Genomic DNA, 18,823 nt, shown 5'->3' with positions numbered 1-18,823 from the left:
AAATGGGATGCATTGCGTTGGGTGTTTTTGGGAGGCCGGGGCCGGCTCAGGCCCGCCCGCGCCCGCGCACCATGAGCGCGAGGAAGTAGCTGCCGCATACCAGGTTGACCAGGATGCCCACCGAGGTGCGGTAGTTGAAGACATGCTCCACCGCCAGCTGCGCCGCGAGGAAGATGGCCACGGCCACGGCGCAGCCCAGCGGCAGCGTGACCCGGTGGCGCGCCGTGCCCGCCAGCGCATAGCTGATGTGGGCCACGAAGATGCCCATGAAGGCCGTGGGCCCCAGCAGGCTGGTGGACACCGCCACCAGCGCGGCAATCAGCGCCAGCTGCAGGCGCAGCTGGCGCTGGTAGTGCACGCCCAGCGAGATGGCCTGCTCGCGCCCCAGGGCCAGCACGTCCAGCACGGGCAGGCTGCGCCGCACGATCACGCAGGCCACGGCCACGATCAGCGCCGACCACAGCAGCTGCGCGGGCCGGGCGCGGTTGAACGAGGTGTAGCTGTAGCCCTGCAGCACCGAGAATTCGCCCGGGCTGATGCGCAGCTGCACGAACTGCGTGAAGGTGCCTATCACCATGCCCAGCACCAGGCCCAGCAGCAGCAGGAAGTACACGTTGTCGCGCCCCCCGCCCAGCAGCCAGCGGTGCAGGGCCCAGGAGTAGCCCAGCATGCAGGCCACCGACAGCCAGAAGTTGCCGCTGGGGCCCAGCACCACCAGGCTTTGCACGCCCATGGCCAGCACCAGCAGCGCCTGCAGCAGCAGGTAGACCGCCTCATAACCCATGATGGCGGGGGTGAGGATGCGGTTGCCCGCAAGCGTCTGGAAGACGATGGACGACAGCGCAATGCAGATGCCGCCGATGACGATGGCCGACAGCCGCGTCAGCCGCCGTGCAATGACGTAGCCGAAGTCCAGCCCCGAGCCCAGCAGCACGAAGCAGGCCGCCAGCGCGACGGCAACCACGGCAACCACGGCAGCCGCAATCCATGCGGTGGTGTGAGGCAAGGCCTTGCGCATCACGGCCTTCTGCGCAGGATGAGCACGAGGAAAAGCAAGCCGCCCACGCTACCCGCCGTCAGGCCGATCGGCACCTCGAAGGGGTGCATGATCAGCCGGCCCACGATGTCGCAGGCCAGCAGCAGCGAGGCGCCGCTGAGCGCGACGATGGGCAGGGTGCGGCCCAGGTTCTCGCCGCATCGCATGGCCACCAGGTTGGGAATGACCAGGCCCACGAAGGGAATGGCGCCCACGGTGATGACCGTGGCCGAGACGGTGACCGCCACCAGCACCAGACCCAGCGTGGCCAGCGCCGGATAGCTCAGCCCCAGGCTGGTGGCCATGCCCTCGCCCATGCCCAGCACGGTGAAGCGGTGCGCAAACGCATAGGTCAGCACCACGATGGGCACGATGAGGTAGATGATCTCGTAGTGGCCCTGCACAATGCGCGAGAAGTCGCCCAGCAGCCAGCCCTGCATGCTTTGCAGCAGGTTGTGGCGAAAGGCATGGAACTCGGCAATGGCGCTGAGCACGCTGCCGTACATCAGGCCGACCACGGGCACCAGCACCAGGTTGCGCAGGCGCATGCGGCGGATGATGGCCACGTACAGCAGGCTGGCGCCCAGGCAGAACACCAGCGCGAACACCATGCGCCAGGCCACGCCCCACGCGCCCGAGGTGAAGGCCGAGGCGGGCGCCACCGTCAGCGACACCAGAATGCCCAGCTTGGCCGCGTCCAGCCCGCCGCAGGTGGCAGGCTCCACAAATCGGTTCTGCACGATCTGCTGCAGCACGACGCCGCACACCGACAGCCCCACCCCCGTGAGCACCAGCGCTGCCAGGCGCGGCAGGCGGCTGGCCGTGAGGGTGAGCCAGGCATCGCCCGACAGCGACAGCAGTTGCCCCCATTCCACCTGCCGCGTGCCGGTGAGCACGGAGGCGCAGCACAGCGCGGCAAACGGCAGCAGCCACGGCGCCAGGCGCGGGACCTGCGTCCCTGTCGTTGGCTTCGCAGGCTCGCTCAACGGAGGTCCTCACCCGTGCCCGTGCCCGTGCCCGTGCCCGTGCCCGTGCCCGTGCCCGCTACCGTGTCCGTGCCCGCAATGCGCCAGCCCTTGGCGGCGTGCCGCCGCGCCAGAAAGCGCGCATACAGGCCTTGCGCCTGTGCCAGCTGCTGCGGCGTGCCCTGCTCGCTGACGCGGCCCTGGTCCAGCACGATGATCTGGTCGGCCATGGCGACGGTGGACAGCTGGTGGGCAATCACGATCAGCGTGCGCCGGCCGCGCAGCCGCGCCAGCGCCTGGGCGATGGCGGCCTGGTTTTCGGCATCCAGCGCGGCCGTGGCCTCGTCGATCAGCAAAATGGGCGCATCCTTGATGAGCGCACGCGCGATGGCGATGCGCTGGCGCTCGCCGCCCGACAGGCGCGCCCCGCCCTCGCCCACCGGCGTGTCCAGGCCCTGCGGCAGGCGCTCGATGATTTCGGCCACCCCAGCCTGGCGGGCGGCTTCCATCACCTCGGCATCGCTGGCCTGCGGGCGGCCCATGCGGATGTTGTCGGCAATGGAGCCCTGGAAAAGGTAGCTGTCCTGGAAGATCTGGCTGATCTGCCCGGACAGCCGCTCGCCCGCGATCTGGCGCACGTCGATGCCGCCCACCAGAACGCTGCCCTGCTGCACATCGAAAAAGCGTGCGATCAGCCGCAGCACGGACGACTTGCCAGAGCCCGAGGCCCCCACCAGCGCCGTCATCGAGCCCGGCTCCACGCGCAGGCTCAGGCCGCGCAGCACCTCGGGCTGGCCCGGCGCGTAGCGGAACACCACATCGCGCAGCTCCACCGAGGCATCGCGCGGCGCCTGGGGCACGGCAGGCTCGGGCAGCGGCTGGACCGCGAGGATGTCGCGCACGGCATCGAGCTGCACGCGCGCGGCGCGCAGCGAGTCGGCGTAGCCGGCCACCTCCAGCAGCGGATCGACATGGCGGCAGGCCAGCAGCAGGGCCACGATCACGGGGATGGCGGCTTCCATTCCCATGCCCATGCCCTGTGCTGCAACGCCGCCCAGGCGCTCGTCCAGCCACAGCGCGCCGGCCACCAGCAGGGCCGCAAACACGGCCTGCACGGCCCAGCCGTTGAGCACGCCCGACAGCGCCGCCAGGCGAATGGACTGCGCGCCGGATGCGCGCTGCCGGCCCAGTGCCTGCTCCAGCCAGCGCGTGCCGCCGCCTTCGCCATTGAAGGCGCGCAGCACGGACTGCGCCTGCGCAAACTCCACCATGCGCTGGCTGGCGCCGGCCATGCTGCGCTGCAGGCGCTCGTCGGCACGGCGGCCCAGGTACGCGGTGACCAGCAGCACGCCGGCCAGCAGCGGCAGCGCCAGCAGCGCAATCAGGCCCATGCGCCAGTCCATGGCACACAGCGCGGCCACCACGGCAACGGGCGCCACGGCGCCGCTGAACACGGGCGTGAACACATGGGCCGGCAGCTGGGCCACCTCCATCATTCCCTGCGAGACAACGTGGTTGAGCCGGGCCGTGTTCTCGGGCGTGAACCATCCCACGGGCAGGCGGGCCACATGGTCCCCAAGCCGATGGCGCGCCACGCGCAGAACGGCGGCGCCCAGGCCCAGGCCGGCCTTTTCCACCTGGCGCTGCCAGGCCCAGCACAGCACCACGCCCGCCAGCAGCACGGCCAGCCAGGCTGCGGCGCCGCGCGTATCGCCTGCCAGCAGGCTCGACAGCACGGGCACAAGAGCGGTGACAACCAGGCCGCTGAGCAGGCCATGCAGCACGGCCATGCAGGCATAGCGGCGGAAAAGCCGGGCGTCGTCGCCCAGCAGTTGCATCAGGGTCTTCAGCATGGGGGCAGCTCCGGGGCCAGGGCGGGGGTGGAAGGCAGGGATTGGGAGGGCTGTGATTCGTACCCGCCCAGCGCCCACAACCGTGCGTAGCGTCCGCCCAGCGCCAGCAGCTCGGCATGGCGGCCACGCTCGCGGATGGCTCCGCCTTCCACCACCAGGATCTGGTCCGCATGCATGACGGTATCCAGCCGGTGAGCGATGACCAGCAGGGTGCGTCCGGCGGCCAGGCGCGACAGGGCTTCCTGAATGGCGGCCTCGCTCTCGGCATCGGCGGCGGCCGTGGGCTCGTCCAGCACCAGCACGGGCGCATCCAGCAGCACGGCGCGCGCAATGCTCAGGCGCTGCTGTTCGCCCCCGGACAGCTGGGCGTCTTCGCCGATCACCGAGTCATAGCCGCGCGGCAGCGCCAGGATGCGTTCATGGATGTGGGCGGCGCGCGCCGCTTCTTCCACCTCCTGCGCGCTGGCCGAGGGCCGGCCCAGTGCGATGTTCTCGCGCACGCTGGCGTGCACCAGGCGCACGTCCTGCAGCACAAAGGCCAGGTGGCGATACAGCTGTGCGGTCTCGATCTGCCGCAGGTCCACCCCGCCCAGCGTGATGCGCCCTTCGTTCGGGTCGAAGAAGCGCAGCAGCAGCCGGGCGAGCGTGGACTTGCCCGCGCCCGAGGCACCGACCACGGCGGTCACCGTGCCGGGCCTGAGCGTGAAATCCATGCCCTTGAGCACGTCATGCCCCGCCTCGTAGGCATGGCCCACGCCTTCGAAGCGGACTTCGCAGCCTTGGGGCAGCCTGCATTGATGGGCGGCCGGTTGCTCCAGCACGGGCGTGCGCAGCAGCGCCTGCACGCGCTGGGCAGCGCCCGTGGCGTGATTGAGCGCATGCAGGTTGAAGCTGAGCAGCTGCAGCGGCGCGCTGATGCCCGGCGCCACCAGGGCAAAGGGCAGCACGTCCACGGGCGCCATCCAGCCCAGGGCCGTGAACAGCGTGCCAAAGGCCAGCACCACCCCCAGCACGGCCACGGGCGCGATCAGCGCATTGGCATTGGCGCGCGCCGACACCAGCGGACGCGCAAAGCCGAGGAAGGCGTCGGTAAAGCCATCGACGGCCTCGCGGTAGCTGCCATGTGCTCGGCCGCTGGCGCCAAAGGCCTTGACCACGGGAATGCCGTGCACGAACTCCACCACCGCGTTGTTGATGCGCGCCAGTCCCGCGCCAAAGGCCGGCATGTGGGCGCCGCTGGCCTGCATGGCATGGCGCATCACCAGAAAGAAGATGCCGAACGGCAGCGCCGAGACCAGGGCCATGCGCCAGTCCATGGCCACCAGGTAGACCGCAGAAGCGGCCACCGTGCCCGCGCCGCGCCCCACCGTGGTGTAGAAGTGCGCGGTCAGCTCGTGCAGGGTGGCCACGTCGTCCTGCATGGCCTGCTTGACCTGGCCCGAGGCCCGCTCGGTGAACCAGCCCAGCGGCACACGCGCCAGCCGCTGCATGGCCGACAGGCGCAGCCCGTGGGTGAGGCGGTTGTCGGCCAGATGGGCGACCAGCTCGCCCGCCGACACCAGGGCCATGCCCGCGAACAGGCAGACAAGGCACAGCGCGATGACGCGCCAGGCATCTGCCGCCACCATGCCGCCATCGGCCAGCGCCAGCCGCGCGATATGGGCGATGCCGGCCAGCGGCGCCAGCGCCAGCACGGCGCCCGCAAACGACAGCAGCGCGGCAAGAACAAGCTGCGCGCGGATGGGCTGCAGCGTCTGCGCAATGGGGCCGGGGCCGGCCTGGGCGTCATCGGCCTCGGGTGAGTGCATGGGTTCTCCTGGAAGGCATGGCGGAACAGAAAAGAACAGAAAACATGGGCTCTTGCCTGTCTTCCGAACGAGAACGCCAAACCCTCAATCCCCAGGGGCAGAAAGTTGAATCAGCCGGTAACGAGTTCCGAGAGACGGGGAAGGCGCCGCGATGAAAGAAGCCTCAGCCCGCCGCCTGCACCGTGACCCAGTAGCGCGTGCGCGAGACCACCTGCACGGGCAGGCCCAGGGCCAGGTTGTGCAGGGCGCGGTCGGTGTCGCGCAACGAGAACACGCCCGTGACGCGCAGGCCGGCCACCTGCGGGTCGCAGCGCAGCAGGCCCGTGCGGTAGCGCGCCAGTTCGGCCACCAGCTCGCCCAGCGGCATGTTGTCGGCCACCAGCACGCCGCGCGCCCAGGCGGCGGCACTTTCCTGCGCAGGCACCGGAGCCCGGGCCTGCTCGCCAGTGAAGACGGCGCCCTGCCCCGCATCCACGCGCACCACCTGGCCCGGCGCCCTGGCAGGACGCACCTCCACCGCGCCCTCGAACACGGCCACGCGTGAATGCTCTTCTTCCTGGCGCAGCGTGAAGCGCGTGCCCAGGGCCTGCACCGTGCCGTGGCGCGAGCGCACGCGCAGCGGGCGGGGTGTGCTTTGCGGATCGGGCGCGGTGGTGACGAGGATTTCGCCGGCGCGCAGCAGGATCAGGCGCTCGGCCTCGTCAAAGCGCAGGTCGATGGCCGAGGCCGAGGCCAGCACCACCTGCGTGCCATCCGGCAGGGTGATCTCTCGGACTTCACCGCGCGCCGTACCATGGCTGGCGGCGGCGACCTGCCATGCATCGGTGCCGCGCACCACATGGGCAATGCCTCCGGCCGTGGCCATGAGGCCCAGCAACTGCATGGCACGGCGGCGGCCCCGGGGCGCCGGCGACGCAGCGGAGGTGTCCGCCAGCGTATGCCGTGCAATGCCGCCGGGCACGCTGCGCAGCTTGTCGTCAAAGGCCTGCAGCCGGCTCCAGGCCAGCTCGTGCCGCGGATGCTCGGCACGCCAGCGGGCGCAGGCGGCGCGGTCTTCGTCGTTGGCGTCGTCAGCCCACAGGCGTGCCATCCATTCGGCGGCGCGCTGGACGATGGCCGGCTCCAGCGGCTCGCTGGCGGACGCAGTTGCGCAGGCGTCAGTGGATGCGGCTGACGCGGCCGATGCCGGAGATGAAGACATGCCGGCCACTCAGCACACGGCGCCGTGCAGCGCCTGGTAGCAGGCCAGCAGGCCGGCAGCGATGTATTTCTCCACCGAGGACACGGACACGCCCAGCTCGGCCGCGATATCTCGGTAGGCCATGCCGTCGAGCTTGCACAGCAGCAGGGCCTTGCGCGCCTTGGGCGGCAGGCCGTTCAGCGCGGCATCGATCTCCACCAGCGCCTCCAGCGCCAGGGCGCGGGCTTCCTCGGAGGGAGCCATCTGCTCGGGCAGCAGGGCCAGGGCTTCAAGGTAGGCCGCCTCCACGCGGCGGCGCCGGTACAGGTCGATCACCAGGCCATTGGCGATCTGGGTGAGATGGCGGCGGCGCTCATCGGCCGGGGGAACGCGGCCCGTGCGCAGCAACTGCAGGTAGACGTCGTGCGCCAGATCGGCCGCATCAAAGGCATTGCCCAGCTTGCGGCGCAGCAGGCCGCGCAGCCAGCCGTGGTGATCGGTGTAGAGAATTTCGACTTGTTGCTGAAGCGCAAACTCGGCGGCGGCCACAGTACCCCTCCCTGTGCCCCAGGGCGCAGGCACGCCGGGGACGTATGACAAATGAGAACCATTTGCATTTTATATGGAAGCCAGCCCCCGCCGCCGCGACGCACTAGCGCTGCGGCAGGCCGGGCAGTATGGCGTTCAGGTCTACCGCATTGGCCATGGCACGGTTGCCTTCGTCGCCAGGATGCAGGTGGTCGCCCGAGTCGAAGCGCGCCGCCATGCGTGCCGGGTGGGCGCTGTCGCGCAACACGGCGTCGAAGTCGATGACGGCATCGAAGGCGCCGCCCAACCGTATCCATGCATTCACCTGCCGCCGCAGGTCGTCCTTGCCGTCCTGGTAGTAGTCGTCCAGCGGCGTGCCTGGCAAGGCGCCCTCGAAAGGCGGCAAGGTGGCGCCGATCACGCGCAGGCCGTGGCTGCGCGCCCTGGCAACCAGCTGGCGATAGCCCTCTGCCATGTCCTGCAGCGTGGGACGCTGCGCCCGCCGCGCAAAGGCCGTGCCGGGCCAGGAAATATCGTTGATGCCCAGCAGCACGATGAGGCTGCGCACACCGGGCTGGGCCAGCACATCACGCTCCAGCCGCGCCAAGGCATGCGCGCCCATGCCGTCGGACAGCAGGCGCGCCCCCGAGATGCCGGCATTGACCACCGCCGCGCCGTGCGGCGCAAGGCGCGCGGCCAGGAAATCCGGCCAACGGCTGTCCCTGTCCAGGCTGGCCGTGGCACCGTCGGTGATGGAGTCGCCCATCACCGCTACCACGGGCGCCGCAGCTTCTGCCTCGACCTCTATGCCCGCCAACAGCGGGCGGGCCGTGCTGCTGATTGCGCCAGGGTCCGAAGTCCGCAGCGCCGCAGCCGCGGACTGGTCGCCCGCCACGATCCAGCCGGTCTGACGCCCATCCCAGTGAAAACTCTGCACAGGCGTGGCACCGGGCAGGTACAGGCTCACGGCCACCTGCGACAGCGAGGCCAGCGGCAAGGCCACAGGGTCGCTGACCAGGGATGCGCCTGCGGCAATGGTGGCTTGCGCGCTGCCGCCAAAGGTCACGGCCTGCAGGCTGCCGGACTCGACGGCGCCTGCCGGCAACAGCTTTGCCACGGTCGCCCTGCCCACGGTCACAGGCTGGCCGCCGTAGGCGTTGGACAGCACGATGCGCAGGCGCGGCCCGCCCAGGCTGATGCGTGCCACCTGGCGCACGGTCTGGTCCTGCAGCACAGCGGGCAGGTTGGTGGGAAAGAGGAAATCCGCCCCCCAGACCGGCTGGGGGCTGGCCTGCCACGTGGCAGCCCAGTGGGAGACTTCAGCCGAACCCGCCGGCGCCGTTGAATCCGCCATGGCTGGCGTGGAAATCACAAGCGCCAGAAGGGCCGCGCCCGAGGCCGTGGAAAGCGATGGAAAGGGTTGCCGCATGCAAGGAATCCGATGTCTGTGGATGGCAGGATCATGGATTCAAGGGCGGCGCGGGACTAGACGGTCTGCTGGAACACCATCTGTGAATGGAAGGCATCAACCAGCTGACGAAAAAAGCCCCTGCCTCGGAAGGCAGGGGCTGTCAGGGGCCCGTGGACGCCATGCGTAGCATCGACGGGCCGGCTAGCAACGGGTTGGCGTCAGCCGGCAGTGGCCTGCGGCGAGGGCTTGGGCTGCAGGCGCTTGAGCACGCGCGGCACGATGAGCACGCAGGCCACGATGATGATCAGCGTCAGCGACATGGGCCGCTGCAGGAAGATCCACCAGCTGCCTTCGCCGATGGACACGGCGTTGCGCATCTGCGCCTCGGCCAGGGGGCCCAGGATCATGCCCACCACCACGGGCGCGGTGGGGAAGTCGAAGCGGCGCATGATCACGCCCAGTACGCCGATGCCGTACAGCAGGAACAGGTCGAACGCGCTCTGGCGCATGCCGTAGGCACCCACGGTGGCGAAGATCAGGATGCCGGCGTACAGCTGGGGACGCGGAATCTTGAGCAGCTTGACCCACAGGCCCACCATGGGCAGGTTGAGCACCAGCAGCATCAGGTTGCCGATGTACAGCGAGGCGATCAGCGCCCAGACCAGGGCCGCGGACGAGCTGAACAGCTGCGGGCCGGGGTTGATGCCGTAGTTCTGGAAGGCGCCCAGCAGCACGGCCGTGGTGTTGCTGGTGGGAATGCCCAGGGTCAGCAGCGGGATCAGCGCGGCGGTCACGGTGGCGTTGTTGGCCGCCTCTGGGCCGGCCACGCCTTCGATGGCGCCCTTGTTGCCGAACTCCGCACGGTCCTCGCCCTTGGCCAGTTTCTTCTCGGTGGCATAGCTCAGGAAGGTCGGAATCTCGGTGCCGCCGGCGGGAATGCAGCCGAAGGGCGTGCCGATGACGGTGCCGCGCAGCCACGCGGGCCACGAACGCTTCCAGTCACGGCCGGTCATGTGCACGCGGCCCATCTTGTTTTGCGTATCGACGACCTTGCCTTCGTACATGGCGGCGTACAGCACTTCGGCCACGGCGAACAGGCCCACGGCCACGAGCACGATGTCCACGCCGTCCAGCAGTTCCATCTTGCCCATGGTGTAGCGCGCAGCGCCCGAGATCTGGTCCATGCCGATGCAGCCCAGCGCCAGCCCCAGGAACAGGGCCGTCATGCCGCGCAGCGCGCTCTGGCCCAGCACGGCGCTCACGGTGGTGAACGCCAGCACCATCAGCATGAAGTACTCGGGCGGGCCCAGCTTGACGGCAAAGTCGGCCACCGAAGGCGCGAACAGCGTGACGACCACGGTGGCCACGGTGCCGGCCACGAAGGAGCCGATGGCGGAGGTGGCCAGCGCGGCGCCCGCGCGGCCGCTCTTGGCCATCTTGTTGCCCTCCATGGCCGTGACCATGCTCGCGGTCTCCCCGGGCGTGTTCAGCAGGATGGAGGTGGTGGAGCCGCCGTACATGGCGCCGTAGTAGATGCCCGCGAAGAAGATCATCGAGGCGGTGACATCGACCTTGGCGGTGATGGGCAGCAGCATGGCCACGGCCACGGCCGGTCCGATGCCGGGCAGCACGCCCACGGCCGTGCCCAGGGCGCAGCCGACCAGGGCCCACAGCAGGTTGGCCGGTGTGATGGCGGTGGCAAAGCCCGCCAGCAGTGCGTCAAAGATTTCCATTACAGCCACCCCGTCTCAGTCAGGCCCGGCAGGTTGATCGCCAGGAATTGCGTGAAGGCCCAGAACACAGGCGCCGAGATCAGCAGCCCGGTGACCACGTCCTTGGCCCAGGTGATGGGCTTGCCCGCCTGGGACTGGCCGCCGGCACGGCGCAGGCCCTGCACGGCCAGCACGTAGCAGACGGTGCAGCTGACGATGAAGCCTACCGTGCCGATCAGCACGGCATTGACCAGCAGGCCCGTCGACACCCAGACGAAGGCGCCGATGTCGGCTCGTGGGTGGCCGCCCCCGCAAGAGGCTTCGCGAAAGCCGCCCGTGCGTGCCTCCCAGACCAGCCAGGCACCGCAGACTGCGAGCACAAAGGCACACAGCCAGGGCAGGAAATTGGGGCCGACGCCGCCGTAGCCGGCATCGCCAGGGATTTGCAGCGCGCCGAAGGCCAGGCCTGCGGCGACAAGCAGCACGCCGGAGCCGACGATGGTCTGCGCGCGTACCGAGGGAAAGCCGCTGGGCTCATCGGCCTGGGCGGCATCCGTGGCAAGTGGATTGGGTTGTGAGGACTCGGACATGGTCAGTTCCTGGCCGCAGCGGGACCGGCGACCGGGCCGGCCACCGCTGCAGACGTGGGGAAAAAATTAAGCCGCCGGGGCCTGCGAGCCGCTGGCGCGGCGCGCGGGCATCTTCCGCTTCTTGAAGCAGGCGCTGCGACTGGCGCCTGCCGTGGCCCGCAGGAGTGCGGGCCTGTTGCTGCACCGACCCCGCAAGAGGCCGGTGCAGCAGCTCGATCACACCATGCCGGACTTGACCATGGTGGCGCGCAGGCTCGCGAACTCCTGGTCCACGAACTCGCCAAAGGCATCGCCGGCCAGCCATGCAGGCGTCCAGTCGTTCTTCTGCAGCGCCTCGGCCCAGGCCTTGCTCTTGGTGGCCTTCTCGATCATGGCGACCAGCGCATCGCGCTGTGCCTTGGTGATGCCGGGCGCGCCGTACACGCCGCGCCAGTTGCCGATCTCCACGTTGATGCCCTGCTCTTTGAGCGTGGGCACGTCCACGCCCTTCAGGCGCTGGCCCGAGGTCACGCCGATGGGCTTCATCTTGCCGGTGCCGATGTACTCGGCGAACTCGCTGTAGCCGCTGCCGCCCACGGTGACGTTGCCGCCCAGGATGGCGGAGATGGCCTCGCCGCCTCCACGGAATGCCACGTAGTTGATCTTGGAGGGATCGACGCCGACTTCACGCGCAATCATGGCCGCCGCGATGTGCTCGGTAGAGCCGCGCGAGCCGCCGCCCCACTTGACGGAGCCCGGGTCCTTCTTGAGCTGGGCGATCACCTCGGCCATGTTCTTGAAGGGCGAGTTGGCGGGCAGCACGAAGACGTTGTACTCGCTGGTCAGGCGGGCCAGCGGCGTGGCCTGCGTGAGGTTCACGGGCGGCTTGCCCGTGATGATGCCGCCCAGCATGACGGCGCCCATGACCATCATGGCGTTGGGATCGCCCTTGCTGCCGTTGACGAACTGCGCAAGGCCGATGGCGCCGGCGGCGCCGCCCTTGTTGTCATAGGTGACGGAAGCAGCCTGACCAGCGTCCTGCAAAGCCTTGCCCAGGGCACGGCCCGTGGTGTCCCAGCCGCCGCCGGGGTTGGCCGGCAGCATCATCTTGACGGCTGCCGCAGCCTGCGCAGACAGCGGCAGGCTGCCTGCGGCGGCCAGTGCGGCCAGCGACTTCAGAAAAGTATCACGACGCATGGTTTGACTCCTTGTGTTGTAAGGCTGTCGATGATCGGTTCGCTACCTGTCAAATGGCTGTCCAAACCCCTAGGGGAATCCCTAGATCGCTCTCGCCACGATGGCCTGCATCGCGCCCGGTGCTAACGTCCGGCCCATGCAATTGCTGCTCGTAGAAGATGACAACGCCATGCGCACCACGCTGCAGCGCACGCTGATCCGGCGCGGCATCCAGGTGGAGACGGCGGCCGACGGCCCCTCGGCCCTGGCGCAGTGGCTGGTGCGCGAGCCCGACGCCGTGGTGCTGGACCTGAGCCTGCCCGGCCTGGACGGCCTGCAGGTGCTGGAGCGTGCGCGCGGCCAGGGCCTGCGCACGCCCGTGCTCATCCTGACTGCGCGCGGCACCGTGGGCGACCGCGTGCTGGGCCTGAACGCCGGTGCCGACGACTACCTGGCCAAGCCCTTCGACCTCGACGAGCTGGAGGCCCGGCTGCGCGCCCTGCTGCGCCGCAGCAGCGACAGCTTCACGCCCAAGCCGCCGCCCGAGACCATCGCCATGGGTGCGCTGCGCTACGACAAGGCCAGCGGCGCCATCCACCGCGATGGCGAGATCATGGAGCTGACGCCGCGCGAGCTGGCCCTGATGCACGCCCTGCTGGCACGCCCCGGCCATGCCGTGGCCAAGGAGCGCCTGTTCGCGCTGGTGTTTCCCGGCGAGTCGGACGTGCAGTACGAAGCCGTGGAAGTCGTCGCCTACCGGTTGCGCAAGAAGCTGTCGGGCACGGGCGTGCAGCTGGTCACGCTGCGCGGCCTGGGCTATCTGCTCAAGGCCGAGTCGGCCTGAGGCACTCCACCACTCACCGCAGCCCATGCGCGACCCCGGTCTTCCCCTTCCCGCCCCCGCGCGCACGCGCCAGCCCTGGTCGCTGCGCCGCCAGCTGCTGACGGGCATTCTCGTGCCCGTCATTCTGTTCATTGGCTTCAATACCTGGAGCCTGTACCACCAGACGCTGGCTGCGCTGAACACCGCCTATGACCGCACGCTGCTGGCCTCGGCCAAGAGCATCAGCGAGCAGCTGGATGTGACGGGCTATGACGAGTCCGCCCAGCTGCATGCCATCGTTCCCTACTCGGCGCTGGAGATCTTCGAGGCCGACAACCAGAGCCGCATGTTCTACCGCGTCTCCACGCTGGAGGGGGAAATGGTGTCGGGCTTTGGCGAGCTGCCCATGTGGCACGGCGTCATTCCCCAGCGCCCGCCCTACGCGGCCCTGGTCGACTTCTACGACGCGCAGTTCCGGGGCCGGCCCGTGCGCATGGCCGTGCTGCTGCAGCCCGTGGCCAGCGCCAAGGGGCGCGGCATGGCCGTGATCCAGGTGGCCGAGACGCTGGAGCTGCGTGAAGCGCTGGCCCTGCAGATCCTGCGCACCACGCTGGCGCGGCAGGCCCTGCTGGTGGCCGCCGTGGCGCTGATCGTGATCTTCGTCGTCCAGCGCGCCACACAGCCCGTGCGCCGGCTCAGCAGCGACCTGCGATCGCGCCCGCGCGGCGATCTGAGCCCGCTGTCGGCACCCTCAGCACCGCGCGAGTTGCAGCCGCTGCTGGAGGCCATCAACCAGCTCATGCTGCGGCTGCGCCAGCTGCTGTCGGACCAGAAGCGCTTTGTGCGCGACGCGTCGCACCAGCTGCGCACGCCGCTGGCCGTGCTCAAGGCACAGCTGCAGTCGGCCCAGCGCGGCGATGTGCCAGCCGAGCAGGCCTTTGAGGAAATCGGCGCCACCGTGGACCGCGCCACGCGCCTGGCCAACCAGATGCTGGCGCTGGCCAAGGTCGAGCAGCTGCGCCAGGAAGACAGCGCCGAGCCCGCATCGCCCGCGCCCAGCCTGCTGGACGAAGTGGTGCGCGACGTGGCCATCGAACTGTCGCCGCTGATTGCGGAGCAGGACATCGACTTTTCCATAGACACGGAGCCCTGCCCCGTTCCTGCCCACGAATGGATGCTGCGCGAGCTCACGCGCAACCTGCTGCACAACGCCATACGCCACATGCCTGCGGCCGGCAGCCTGCACATCAGCGTGCACCAGGCCGGCAGCCAGGCCGTGCTCAGCCTGCGCGACAGCGGGCCGGGCATAGACAGCGAGCTGGCGCAGAGGCTGTTCCAGCCATTTTCGGCCGGCAATGCGCGCAGCGGCTCGGGCCTGGGGCTGGCCATCTGCCACGAGATCGTGCAGACGCTGGGCGGCGCCATCGAGCTGCGCAACATCTACCGGCAAGGCCTGGTCTGCGGATTGCATGCGCACGTGGCGATTCCGCTGCAGCCGACCACTGGCAGGCACCCCGCGCCGCGCGCACAATAACGCCATGACCGATATCGAATCCATGCGTCTGGACAAATGGCTGTGGTGCGCGCGCTTCTACAAGACGCGCAGCCTGGCGACGGAGGAAATCGGCAAGGGCCGCGTCACCGTCAACGGAGCCCTGGTCAAGCCCGCGCGCGAGGTGCGCTGCGGCGACACCGTGGCCCTGCGCCAGGGCCAGGTCCCGCGCACCGTGGTCATCCGCGGCCTCTCAGGCATGCGGGGCCCCGCCCCCGTGGCCCAGGCCCTGTACGAGGAAACCGCCGAAAGCCTGGCCGAGCGCGAACGGCTGGCAGAGCAGCGCCGGCTGGCTCCGGAGCCCGCCAGCAGCATCGCCAGCCAGCACGAAGGCCGCCCCACCAAGCGCGACCGCCGCCAGATCGACCAGGTGCGCGAGCGCGGCAGCTGGGACAGCCGCTGGAGCGCCTCCATCGACGATCTGGACCGGCGCTGAATCGCACGGCCCTGCCCGCCTCTTCCAGCAAAAAAGGCCATGCGCAACAACTGCGCATGGCCTTTTTGCATGGATTTGCGGGAAGCAGGCCCTGCGGCGTTCAGACCACCTGGTCCCTGGCCGGGGCGTCGTCATCCTGCGCGCGCGGCAGGATGAGGTTCATCACCATGGCGGCCATGGCGCCCACGGTCACGGCCGAGCCCAGCAGGTACTGCAGCATGTCCGGCAGGGTCTGCACCCAGTCCTTGGGGGCCAGAGTGGCAAAGAAGGAGCAGATGATGGGCACGCCCACCACCAGCATGGCACGCTCGTCCAGGCGCACATGGCGCAGGATGCGGATGCCCGCCATGGCAATGGTCACGCAGACCACGGCGAACATGCCGCCGATCACGGGCGAGGGAATGGCCGCGATCAGTGCGGAGAACTTGCCCAGGAAGCCCAGGCAGGCCAGCACCAGGCCGGCTGCAATGAAAACCATGCGGCTGGCCACGCCGGTGATGGAGATCACGCCGGCGTTGGTGGAGTAGCCAGTGACCGGCGTGGCACCTATCAGGGCGGCCACGCTGCAGCTCAGGCCTTCGCCCACGGCGCCACGGTCCAGCTGGCGGCTAGTGATGGGCTGGTTGATCACGGCCGAGACCGCGAACCACGTGCCCGTGGTTTCCGCCATGACCACGAGGTAGATCACGACGAAGGTGAGCACGGCGGGCAGCGAGAACTGCAGCGGATAGTCGATGCCCGCCAGCTTGGGCAGCGTGAGCCAGGGCGCATCGGCAATGGGCTGCCAGGCAAACAGCCCCATGCCCCAGGCGACGGCCGTGCCGCCAGCCAGCGCGATGATCACCGACGACAGGCGCATCCAGCGGCCCAGCCGGTTGTCGAAGCGCAGGCCCAGCATCATGGCCGCAATCAGCAGCGCCGCCGATACCGATGCCAGCGCGATGGACTGGTTGACCGTCATGCCGCCGTGGACCGCGAACACGTTGGCGCTCAGCGCAATCGGCAGCAGCGACAGCCCCACCACGAGGATGATGGTGCCGCCGACGATGGGAGGCACCAGCCAGCGGATCACGCGGTGAAACCAGCCCAGCGCACCCAGCGCGATGACGATGAGCGCGCCCGGAATCAGCGCGCCATAGACCGCTCCCATGCCGCCGAAGCCGCCGCCCGCGCCAAAGGCCACGGCCAGGATGGCACCCAGGGGAATGTAGGAAGGCCCTTGTGCCACGGGCATGCGCATGCACCAGGCGGTCTGGATCAGCGTGCCCACGCCTGCGGCAAGAAAGGTGGACTGGATCATGGACGCCGCGTCGGCCTGCGACAGCGCCAGGGCCGAGGCAATGATGAAGGGCACGACATACACGTCCATGGCCATCACATGCTGCAGGCCCAGCAACAGGGCCTGGGAGAGCGTGGCGCGGTCGTCAGGGCGGGCGATCAGGCGCCCTTCGTAGGAGGAGGTCGGTTCGGTCATGGAGCGGAAAACGCGGGAAACAGCCAGTGCGCAAACGCAGCCGGTCTTCAGGCGGGGCTGGCCGCCTGGCGCCGGTGCACGCACGCGCCCTGCACCCAGGTGCAGGCCACATTGGCACGCGTGGCATGGTGGATGATCTTCTGCAGGATGTCGGCCGGGCCGTCCTGCTCGGGCCAGATCTGCACATTGGAGTCCGGCGCCAGGCAGTCGACGGCCAGGGCATCCATGGCATGGCCGGGCTCGATGCGGCCAATGGGAAGGTCCAGCGCATCGCCACCCGCCGCCGTGGCCAGCCACAGTGCAAAGACGTGGTCGATGCGGGCCTGCACGCCCTGCCCCGCCCTGCCTCGCCGGGCGGCCGTCTGCGCCGGATCCACGCCTTCGTGCAAGGCCAGCGAGGCTGTCATGGCATGGCGGCAGGCGTCGAACATGCTGGGGCTGTAGCCCCCCGAAATGTCCGTGGCCAGTCCCATGCCCAGCCCCTGCTCGCGGCCGCTGCGCGCGGGGAAAACGCTGTTGGCGAAATAGAAGTTGGACAGCGGGCAATGCGCCACCGAGGCGCCCGTACGCGCCATCAGCGCCACGTCATCGGCCGTGAGGAAGTTGGCATGGGCCACCACCGTGCGGCGCGTGAGCAGGCCGAACTCATGCAACGCATGCGCATCGGTACGTCCCTGCCGCTCCAGCACATGGGCGTGGGCCCAGTCGCTCTCGGAGCAATGGGTTTGCACATGGGCGCCGGTGCGTCCAGCCAGGTCACCCAGGCCGCGCAGCAACTCGTCGGTACACGAAGGAATGAAACGCGGCGTGATCGCCGGCAGCACGCGCTGCTGCGCGTTGTCCGGATGCTGGCGCAGCCAGTCGATGAAGCGCGCTGTCTCGGCAATGCCTTCGGCGGCACTGGCGTCCTTGTAGAACGAAGGGCATTGCGACGGCTCGTCCATGGCCACCTTGCCGACCAGGGCGCGCTGGCCCAGGGCCAGGCAGCGTTCGGCCAGCACCTGGTTGCCCACGGCGTGGATGGTGCCGAAGTACATGGCCGTCGTCGTGCCATTGGCCAGCAGCGTACGCACCGCGCTGTCGTAGACCGATGTGGCAAAGCCGGCATCGCCGTAGCGCGCTTCCAGGGGAAAGGTGTACTCCTGCAGCCAGGTTTCCAGCGGCACATCCAGGGCCTTGCCGCTTTGCGGCCACTGCGGCGCATGCACATGCAGGTCCACCATGCCGGGCAAAAGGTACTGGCCCTCGGGCAGGCGCTGCAGCGTGCCCGCGGCCGCATGCGCGGCCTCCAGAGCGGCGCGGCGGGGATCACCGCGCTCCAGCACGGCATCGATCATGCCGCGGCCATCCACCACGATCAGCACGTCCCGCCGGATGCGCAGCGCGTGCGGCGTGGGGGCATCGAAGGCCGTGCACAGCAGGGCCCAGCCTGGGCGCGGCTCAGAGGAATTCATCATGGGAAACGACAAGAAAGCTTCACTTGGCCTTGAGCTTGGCCAGGTCCTCGGCCGACAGCCAGCGCCACTGGCCCGGCTGCAGGTCCTCGGTGAGCTCCAGCTCGCCAATCTTCCAGCGGTGCAGGCCTTCAACGCGGTTGCCAACGGCGGCGATCATGCGCTTGACCTGGTGGTACTTGCCCTCGGTCAGCGTGAGGTCCAGCACATGCTCGCTCACCTGCTCGCAGGCAGCCGCCTTGACGGGCTTGGGGTCGTCATCGAGCACCACGCCCTCCAGCAGGCGCTGCACCTGCCGCGCATCCACGGCATGCTTGGTGGTCACACGGTAGACCTTGGGCACGTGCTTCTTGGGCGAACTCATGCGGTGGATGAACTGGCCATCATCGCTGAGCAGCAGCAGGCCCGTCGTGTCCTGGTCCAGCCGGCCCACGGCCTGCACGCCCTGCACGGCACCCTTGTTCGGGCGCTGGCGCAGCGGCATGGGCAAAAGCGAGTAAATGCTCGGATAGGTTGAAGGCTTTTGCGAGCACTCCGTGCCCGCCGGCTTGTGCAGCAGCACATAGCCCAGCGCGTGATAGGCCCACTCCACGCCCTGTACGCGATAGCGCAGGCCTTCAGGATCGATGTCCTGCGTGGAGTCGAGGCAACGCACCCAGTCGTTGGCCTCGGTGTCCCACAGTTCCACCCAGCCCTGCTGGACCAGGCCCGAGCACACGCGGCGGATACCGAAGCCTTGGGAATACAGAATGTCTTGCAGTTGCATGTTGGTCTTTCAAGCCGGCGCACCCACCATGGCGCACGCACATCGCGCAGGGCCGGAACAGGTATTCTGCGCAAACAAGC

At 69.2% G+C, this 18,823-nt stretch carries 16 protein-coding genes; 3 read left to right on the top strand and 13 right to left on the bottom strand.

The features are described 5' to 3' along the window. Positions 1–46 precede the first annotated feature (46 nt). From ACF8NF_RS19460 to ACF8NF_RS19415, 10 genes are all read right to left on the bottom strand, one after another. Positions 47–1,018 (bottom strand): iron chelate uptake ABC transporter family permease subunit, encoded by a 972-nt coding sequence (locus ACF8NF_RS19460; protein ID WP_392451069.1) that lies wholly within the window; start codon positions 1,016–1,018, stop codon positions 47–49. Continuing rightward, entirely contained in the window at positions 1,018–2,022 is a 1,005-nt protein-coding gene (locus tag ACF8NF_RS19455) for an ABC transporter permease (protein ID WP_392451068.1), read from the bottom strand. Before ACF8NF_RS19455 ends, ACF8NF_RS19460 begins: the two co-directional genes overlap by 1 nt. Further along, positions 2,019–3,854 carry an ABC transporter ATP-binding protein gene (locus tag ACF8NF_RS19450; protein WP_392451067.1) on the bottom strand — a complete coding sequence of 612 codons (1,836 nt, stop codon included), beginning with the start codon at positions 3,852–3,854 and terminating at the stop codon, positions 2,019–2,021. The genes ACF8NF_RS19455 and ACF8NF_RS19450 overlap by 4 nt, the downstream gene beginning before the upstream one ends. Continuing rightward, complete coding sequence (locus tag ACF8NF_RS19445; protein ID WP_392451066.1) at positions 3,848–5,662, bottom strand: ABC transporter ATP-binding protein; 1,815 nt, start codon at positions 5,660–5,662, stop codon at positions 3,848–3,850. The genes ACF8NF_RS19450 and ACF8NF_RS19445 overlap by 7 nt, the downstream gene beginning before the upstream one ends. Before the next feature lie 163 nt (positions 5,663–5,825). Next, positions 5,826–6,863 (bottom strand): FecR domain-containing protein, encoded by a 1,038-nt coding sequence (locus ACF8NF_RS19440; RefSeq protein ID WP_310039240.1) that lies wholly within the window; start codon positions 6,861–6,863, stop codon positions 5,826–5,828. A 9-nt stretch (positions 6,864–6,872) separates the two neighbouring features. Further along, a complete protein-coding gene (locus ACF8NF_RS19435) occupies positions 6,873–7,391 on the bottom strand; it encodes a sigma-70 family RNA polymerase sigma factor (protein ID WP_016449637.1) in 519 nt (172 codons plus the stop codon). Positions 7,392–7,494: 103 nt separating this feature from the next. Beyond that, a complete protein-coding gene (locus ACF8NF_RS19430) occupies positions 7,495–8,799 on the bottom strand; it encodes an SGNH/GDSL hydrolase family protein (protein ID WP_392451065.1) in 1,305 nt (434 codons plus the stop codon). Between the two features lie 200 nt (positions 8,800–8,999). Next, the gene (locus ACF8NF_RS19425; protein ID WP_212646074.1) at positions 9,000–10,514 is read right to left on the bottom strand and encodes a tripartite tricarboxylate transporter permease; all 1,515 of its coding nucleotides are present in this window, start codon (positions 10,512–10,514) and stop codon (positions 9,000–9,002) included. Next, a complete protein-coding gene (locus tag ACF8NF_RS19420) occupies positions 10,514–11,083 on the bottom strand; it encodes a tripartite tricarboxylate transporter TctB family protein (protein WP_392451064.1) in 570 nt (189 codons plus the stop codon). The genes ACF8NF_RS19425 and ACF8NF_RS19420 overlap by 1 nt, the downstream gene beginning before the upstream one ends. A 216-nt stretch (positions 11,084–11,299) precedes the next feature. Next, positions 11,300–12,259 carry a tripartite tricarboxylate transporter substrate binding protein gene (locus tag ACF8NF_RS19415; RefSeq protein ID WP_016449641.1) on the bottom strand — a complete coding sequence of 320 codons (960 nt, stop codon included), beginning with the start codon at positions 12,257–12,259 and terminating at the stop codon, positions 11,300–11,302. Between the two features lie 100 nt (positions 12,260–12,359). On the opposite strand from ACF8NF_RS19415, the gene ACF8NF_RS19410 reads away from it, so the two are divergent. Genes ACF8NF_RS19410 through ACF8NF_RS19400 form a run of 3 tightly spaced genes read left to right on the top strand, consistent with a single transcriptional unit; the run spans position 12,360 to position 15,049 of the window. Beyond that, positions 12,360–13,082, top strand: a complete 723-nt coding sequence (locus ACF8NF_RS19410) for a response regulator transcription factor (protein ID WP_016449642.1) — start codon at positions 12,360–12,362, stop codon at positions 13,080–13,082. Positions 13,083–13,107: 25 nt separating this feature from the next. Next, positions 13,108–14,595, top strand: coding sequence for a sensor histidine kinase (locus tag ACF8NF_RS19405; RefSeq protein WP_016449643.1), 1,488 nt, complete (start codon positions 13,108–13,110; stop codon positions 14,593–14,595). 4 nt (positions 14,596–14,599) lie between these two features. Continuing rightward, the gene (locus tag ACF8NF_RS19400) at positions 14,600–15,049 is read left to right on the top strand and encodes an RNA-binding S4 domain-containing protein (protein WP_016449644.1); all 450 of its coding nucleotides are present in this window, start codon (positions 14,600–14,602) and stop codon (positions 15,047–15,049) included. Positions 15,050–15,149: 100 nt separating this feature from the next. Here the strand turns inward: ACF8NF_RS19400 and ACF8NF_RS19395 are convergent, their stop codons facing one another. The 3 genes from ACF8NF_RS19395 to ACF8NF_RS19385 are packed head-to-tail and all read right to left on the bottom strand — an operon-like array spanning position 15,150 to position 18,743. Next, on the bottom strand, positions 15,150–16,523 hold the full coding sequence (locus tag ACF8NF_RS19395; protein WP_392451063.1) for a uracil-xanthine permease family protein: 1,374 nt from the start codon (positions 16,521–16,523) through the stop codon (positions 15,150–15,152). 47 nt (positions 16,524–16,570) lie between these two features. After that, entirely contained in the window at positions 16,571–17,980 is a 1,410-nt protein-coding gene (gene guaD / locus ACF8NF_RS19390; protein ID WP_392451062.1) for a guanine deaminase, read from the bottom strand. Positions 17,981–17,999: 19 nt separating this feature from the next. Next, positions 18,000–18,743: a 16S rRNA pseudouridine(516) synthase gene (locus ACF8NF_RS19385; RefSeq protein WP_016449647.1), complete on the bottom strand. Its 744-nt coding sequence runs from the start codon at positions 18,741–18,743 to the stop codon at positions 18,000–18,002. Between the last annotated feature and the right edge of the window lie 80 nt (positions 18,744–18,823).

Source organism: Delftia sp. WSY_22 (genome assembly GCF_043104185.1).
Lineage (GTDB): Bacteria > Pseudomonadota > Gammaproteobacteria > Burkholderiales > Burkholderiaceae_C > Comamonas > Comamonas tsuruhatensis.
This window is presented reverse-complemented; position numbering and strand designations above follow the sequence as displayed.

Bases quoted from the DNA above. Each gene is read 5' to 3' on its own strand.
- ACF8NF_RS19440 (WP_310039240.1), bottom strand. From the start codon at position 6,863: ATGTCTTCATCTCCGGCATCGGCCGCGTCAGCCGCATCCACTGACGCC.
- ACF8NF_RS19410 (WP_016449642.1), top strand. From the start codon at position 12,360: ATGGCCTGCATCGCGCCCGGTGCTAACGTCCGGCCCATGCAATTGCTG.
- ACF8NF_RS19415 (WP_016449641.1), bottom strand. From the start codon at position 12,259: ATGCGTCGTGATACTTTTCTGAAGTCGCTGGCCGCACTGGCCGCCGCA.
- ACF8NF_RS19460 (WP_392451069.1), bottom strand. From the start codon at position 1,018: ATGCGCAAGGCCTTGCCTCACACCACCGCATGGATTGCGGCTGCCGTG.
- ACF8NF_RS19445 (WP_392451066.1), bottom strand. From the start codon at position 5,662: ATGCACTCACCCGAGGCCGATGACGCCCAGGCCGGCCCCGGCCCCATT.
- ACF8NF_RS19425 (WP_212646074.1), bottom strand. From the start codon at position 10,514: ATGGAAATCTTTGACGCACTGCTGGCGGGCTTTGCCACCGCCATCACA.
- ACF8NF_RS19420 (WP_392451064.1), bottom strand. From the start codon at position 11,083: ATGTCCGAGTCCTCACAACCCAATCCACTTGCCACGGATGCCGCCCAG.
- ACF8NF_RS19385 (WP_016449647.1), bottom strand. From the start codon at position 18,743: ATGCAACTGCAAGACATTCTGTATTCCCAAGGCTTCGGTATCCGCCGC.
- ACF8NF_RS19400 (WP_016449644.1), top strand. From the start codon at position 14,600: ATGACCGATATCGAATCCATGCGTCTGGACAAATGGCTGTGGTGCGCG.
- ACF8NF_RS19395 (WP_392451063.1), bottom strand. From the start codon at position 16,523: ATGACCGAACCGACCTCCTCCTACGAAGGGCGCCTGATCGCCCGCCCT.
- guaD (WP_392451062.1), bottom strand. From the start codon at position 17,980: ATGATGAATTCCTCTGAGCCGCGCCCAGGCTGGGCCCTGCTGTGCACG.
- ACF8NF_RS19430 (WP_392451065.1), bottom strand. From the start codon at position 8,799: ATGCGGCAACCCTTTCCATCGCTTTCCACGGCCTCGGGCGCGGCCCTT.
- ACF8NF_RS19405 (WP_016449643.1), top strand. From the start codon at position 13,108: ATGCGCGACCCCGGTCTTCCCCTTCCCGCCCCCGCGCGCACGCGCCAG.
- ACF8NF_RS19450 (WP_392451067.1), bottom strand. From the start codon at position 3,854: ATGCTGAAGACCCTGATGCAACTGCTGGGCGACGACGCCCGGCTTTTC.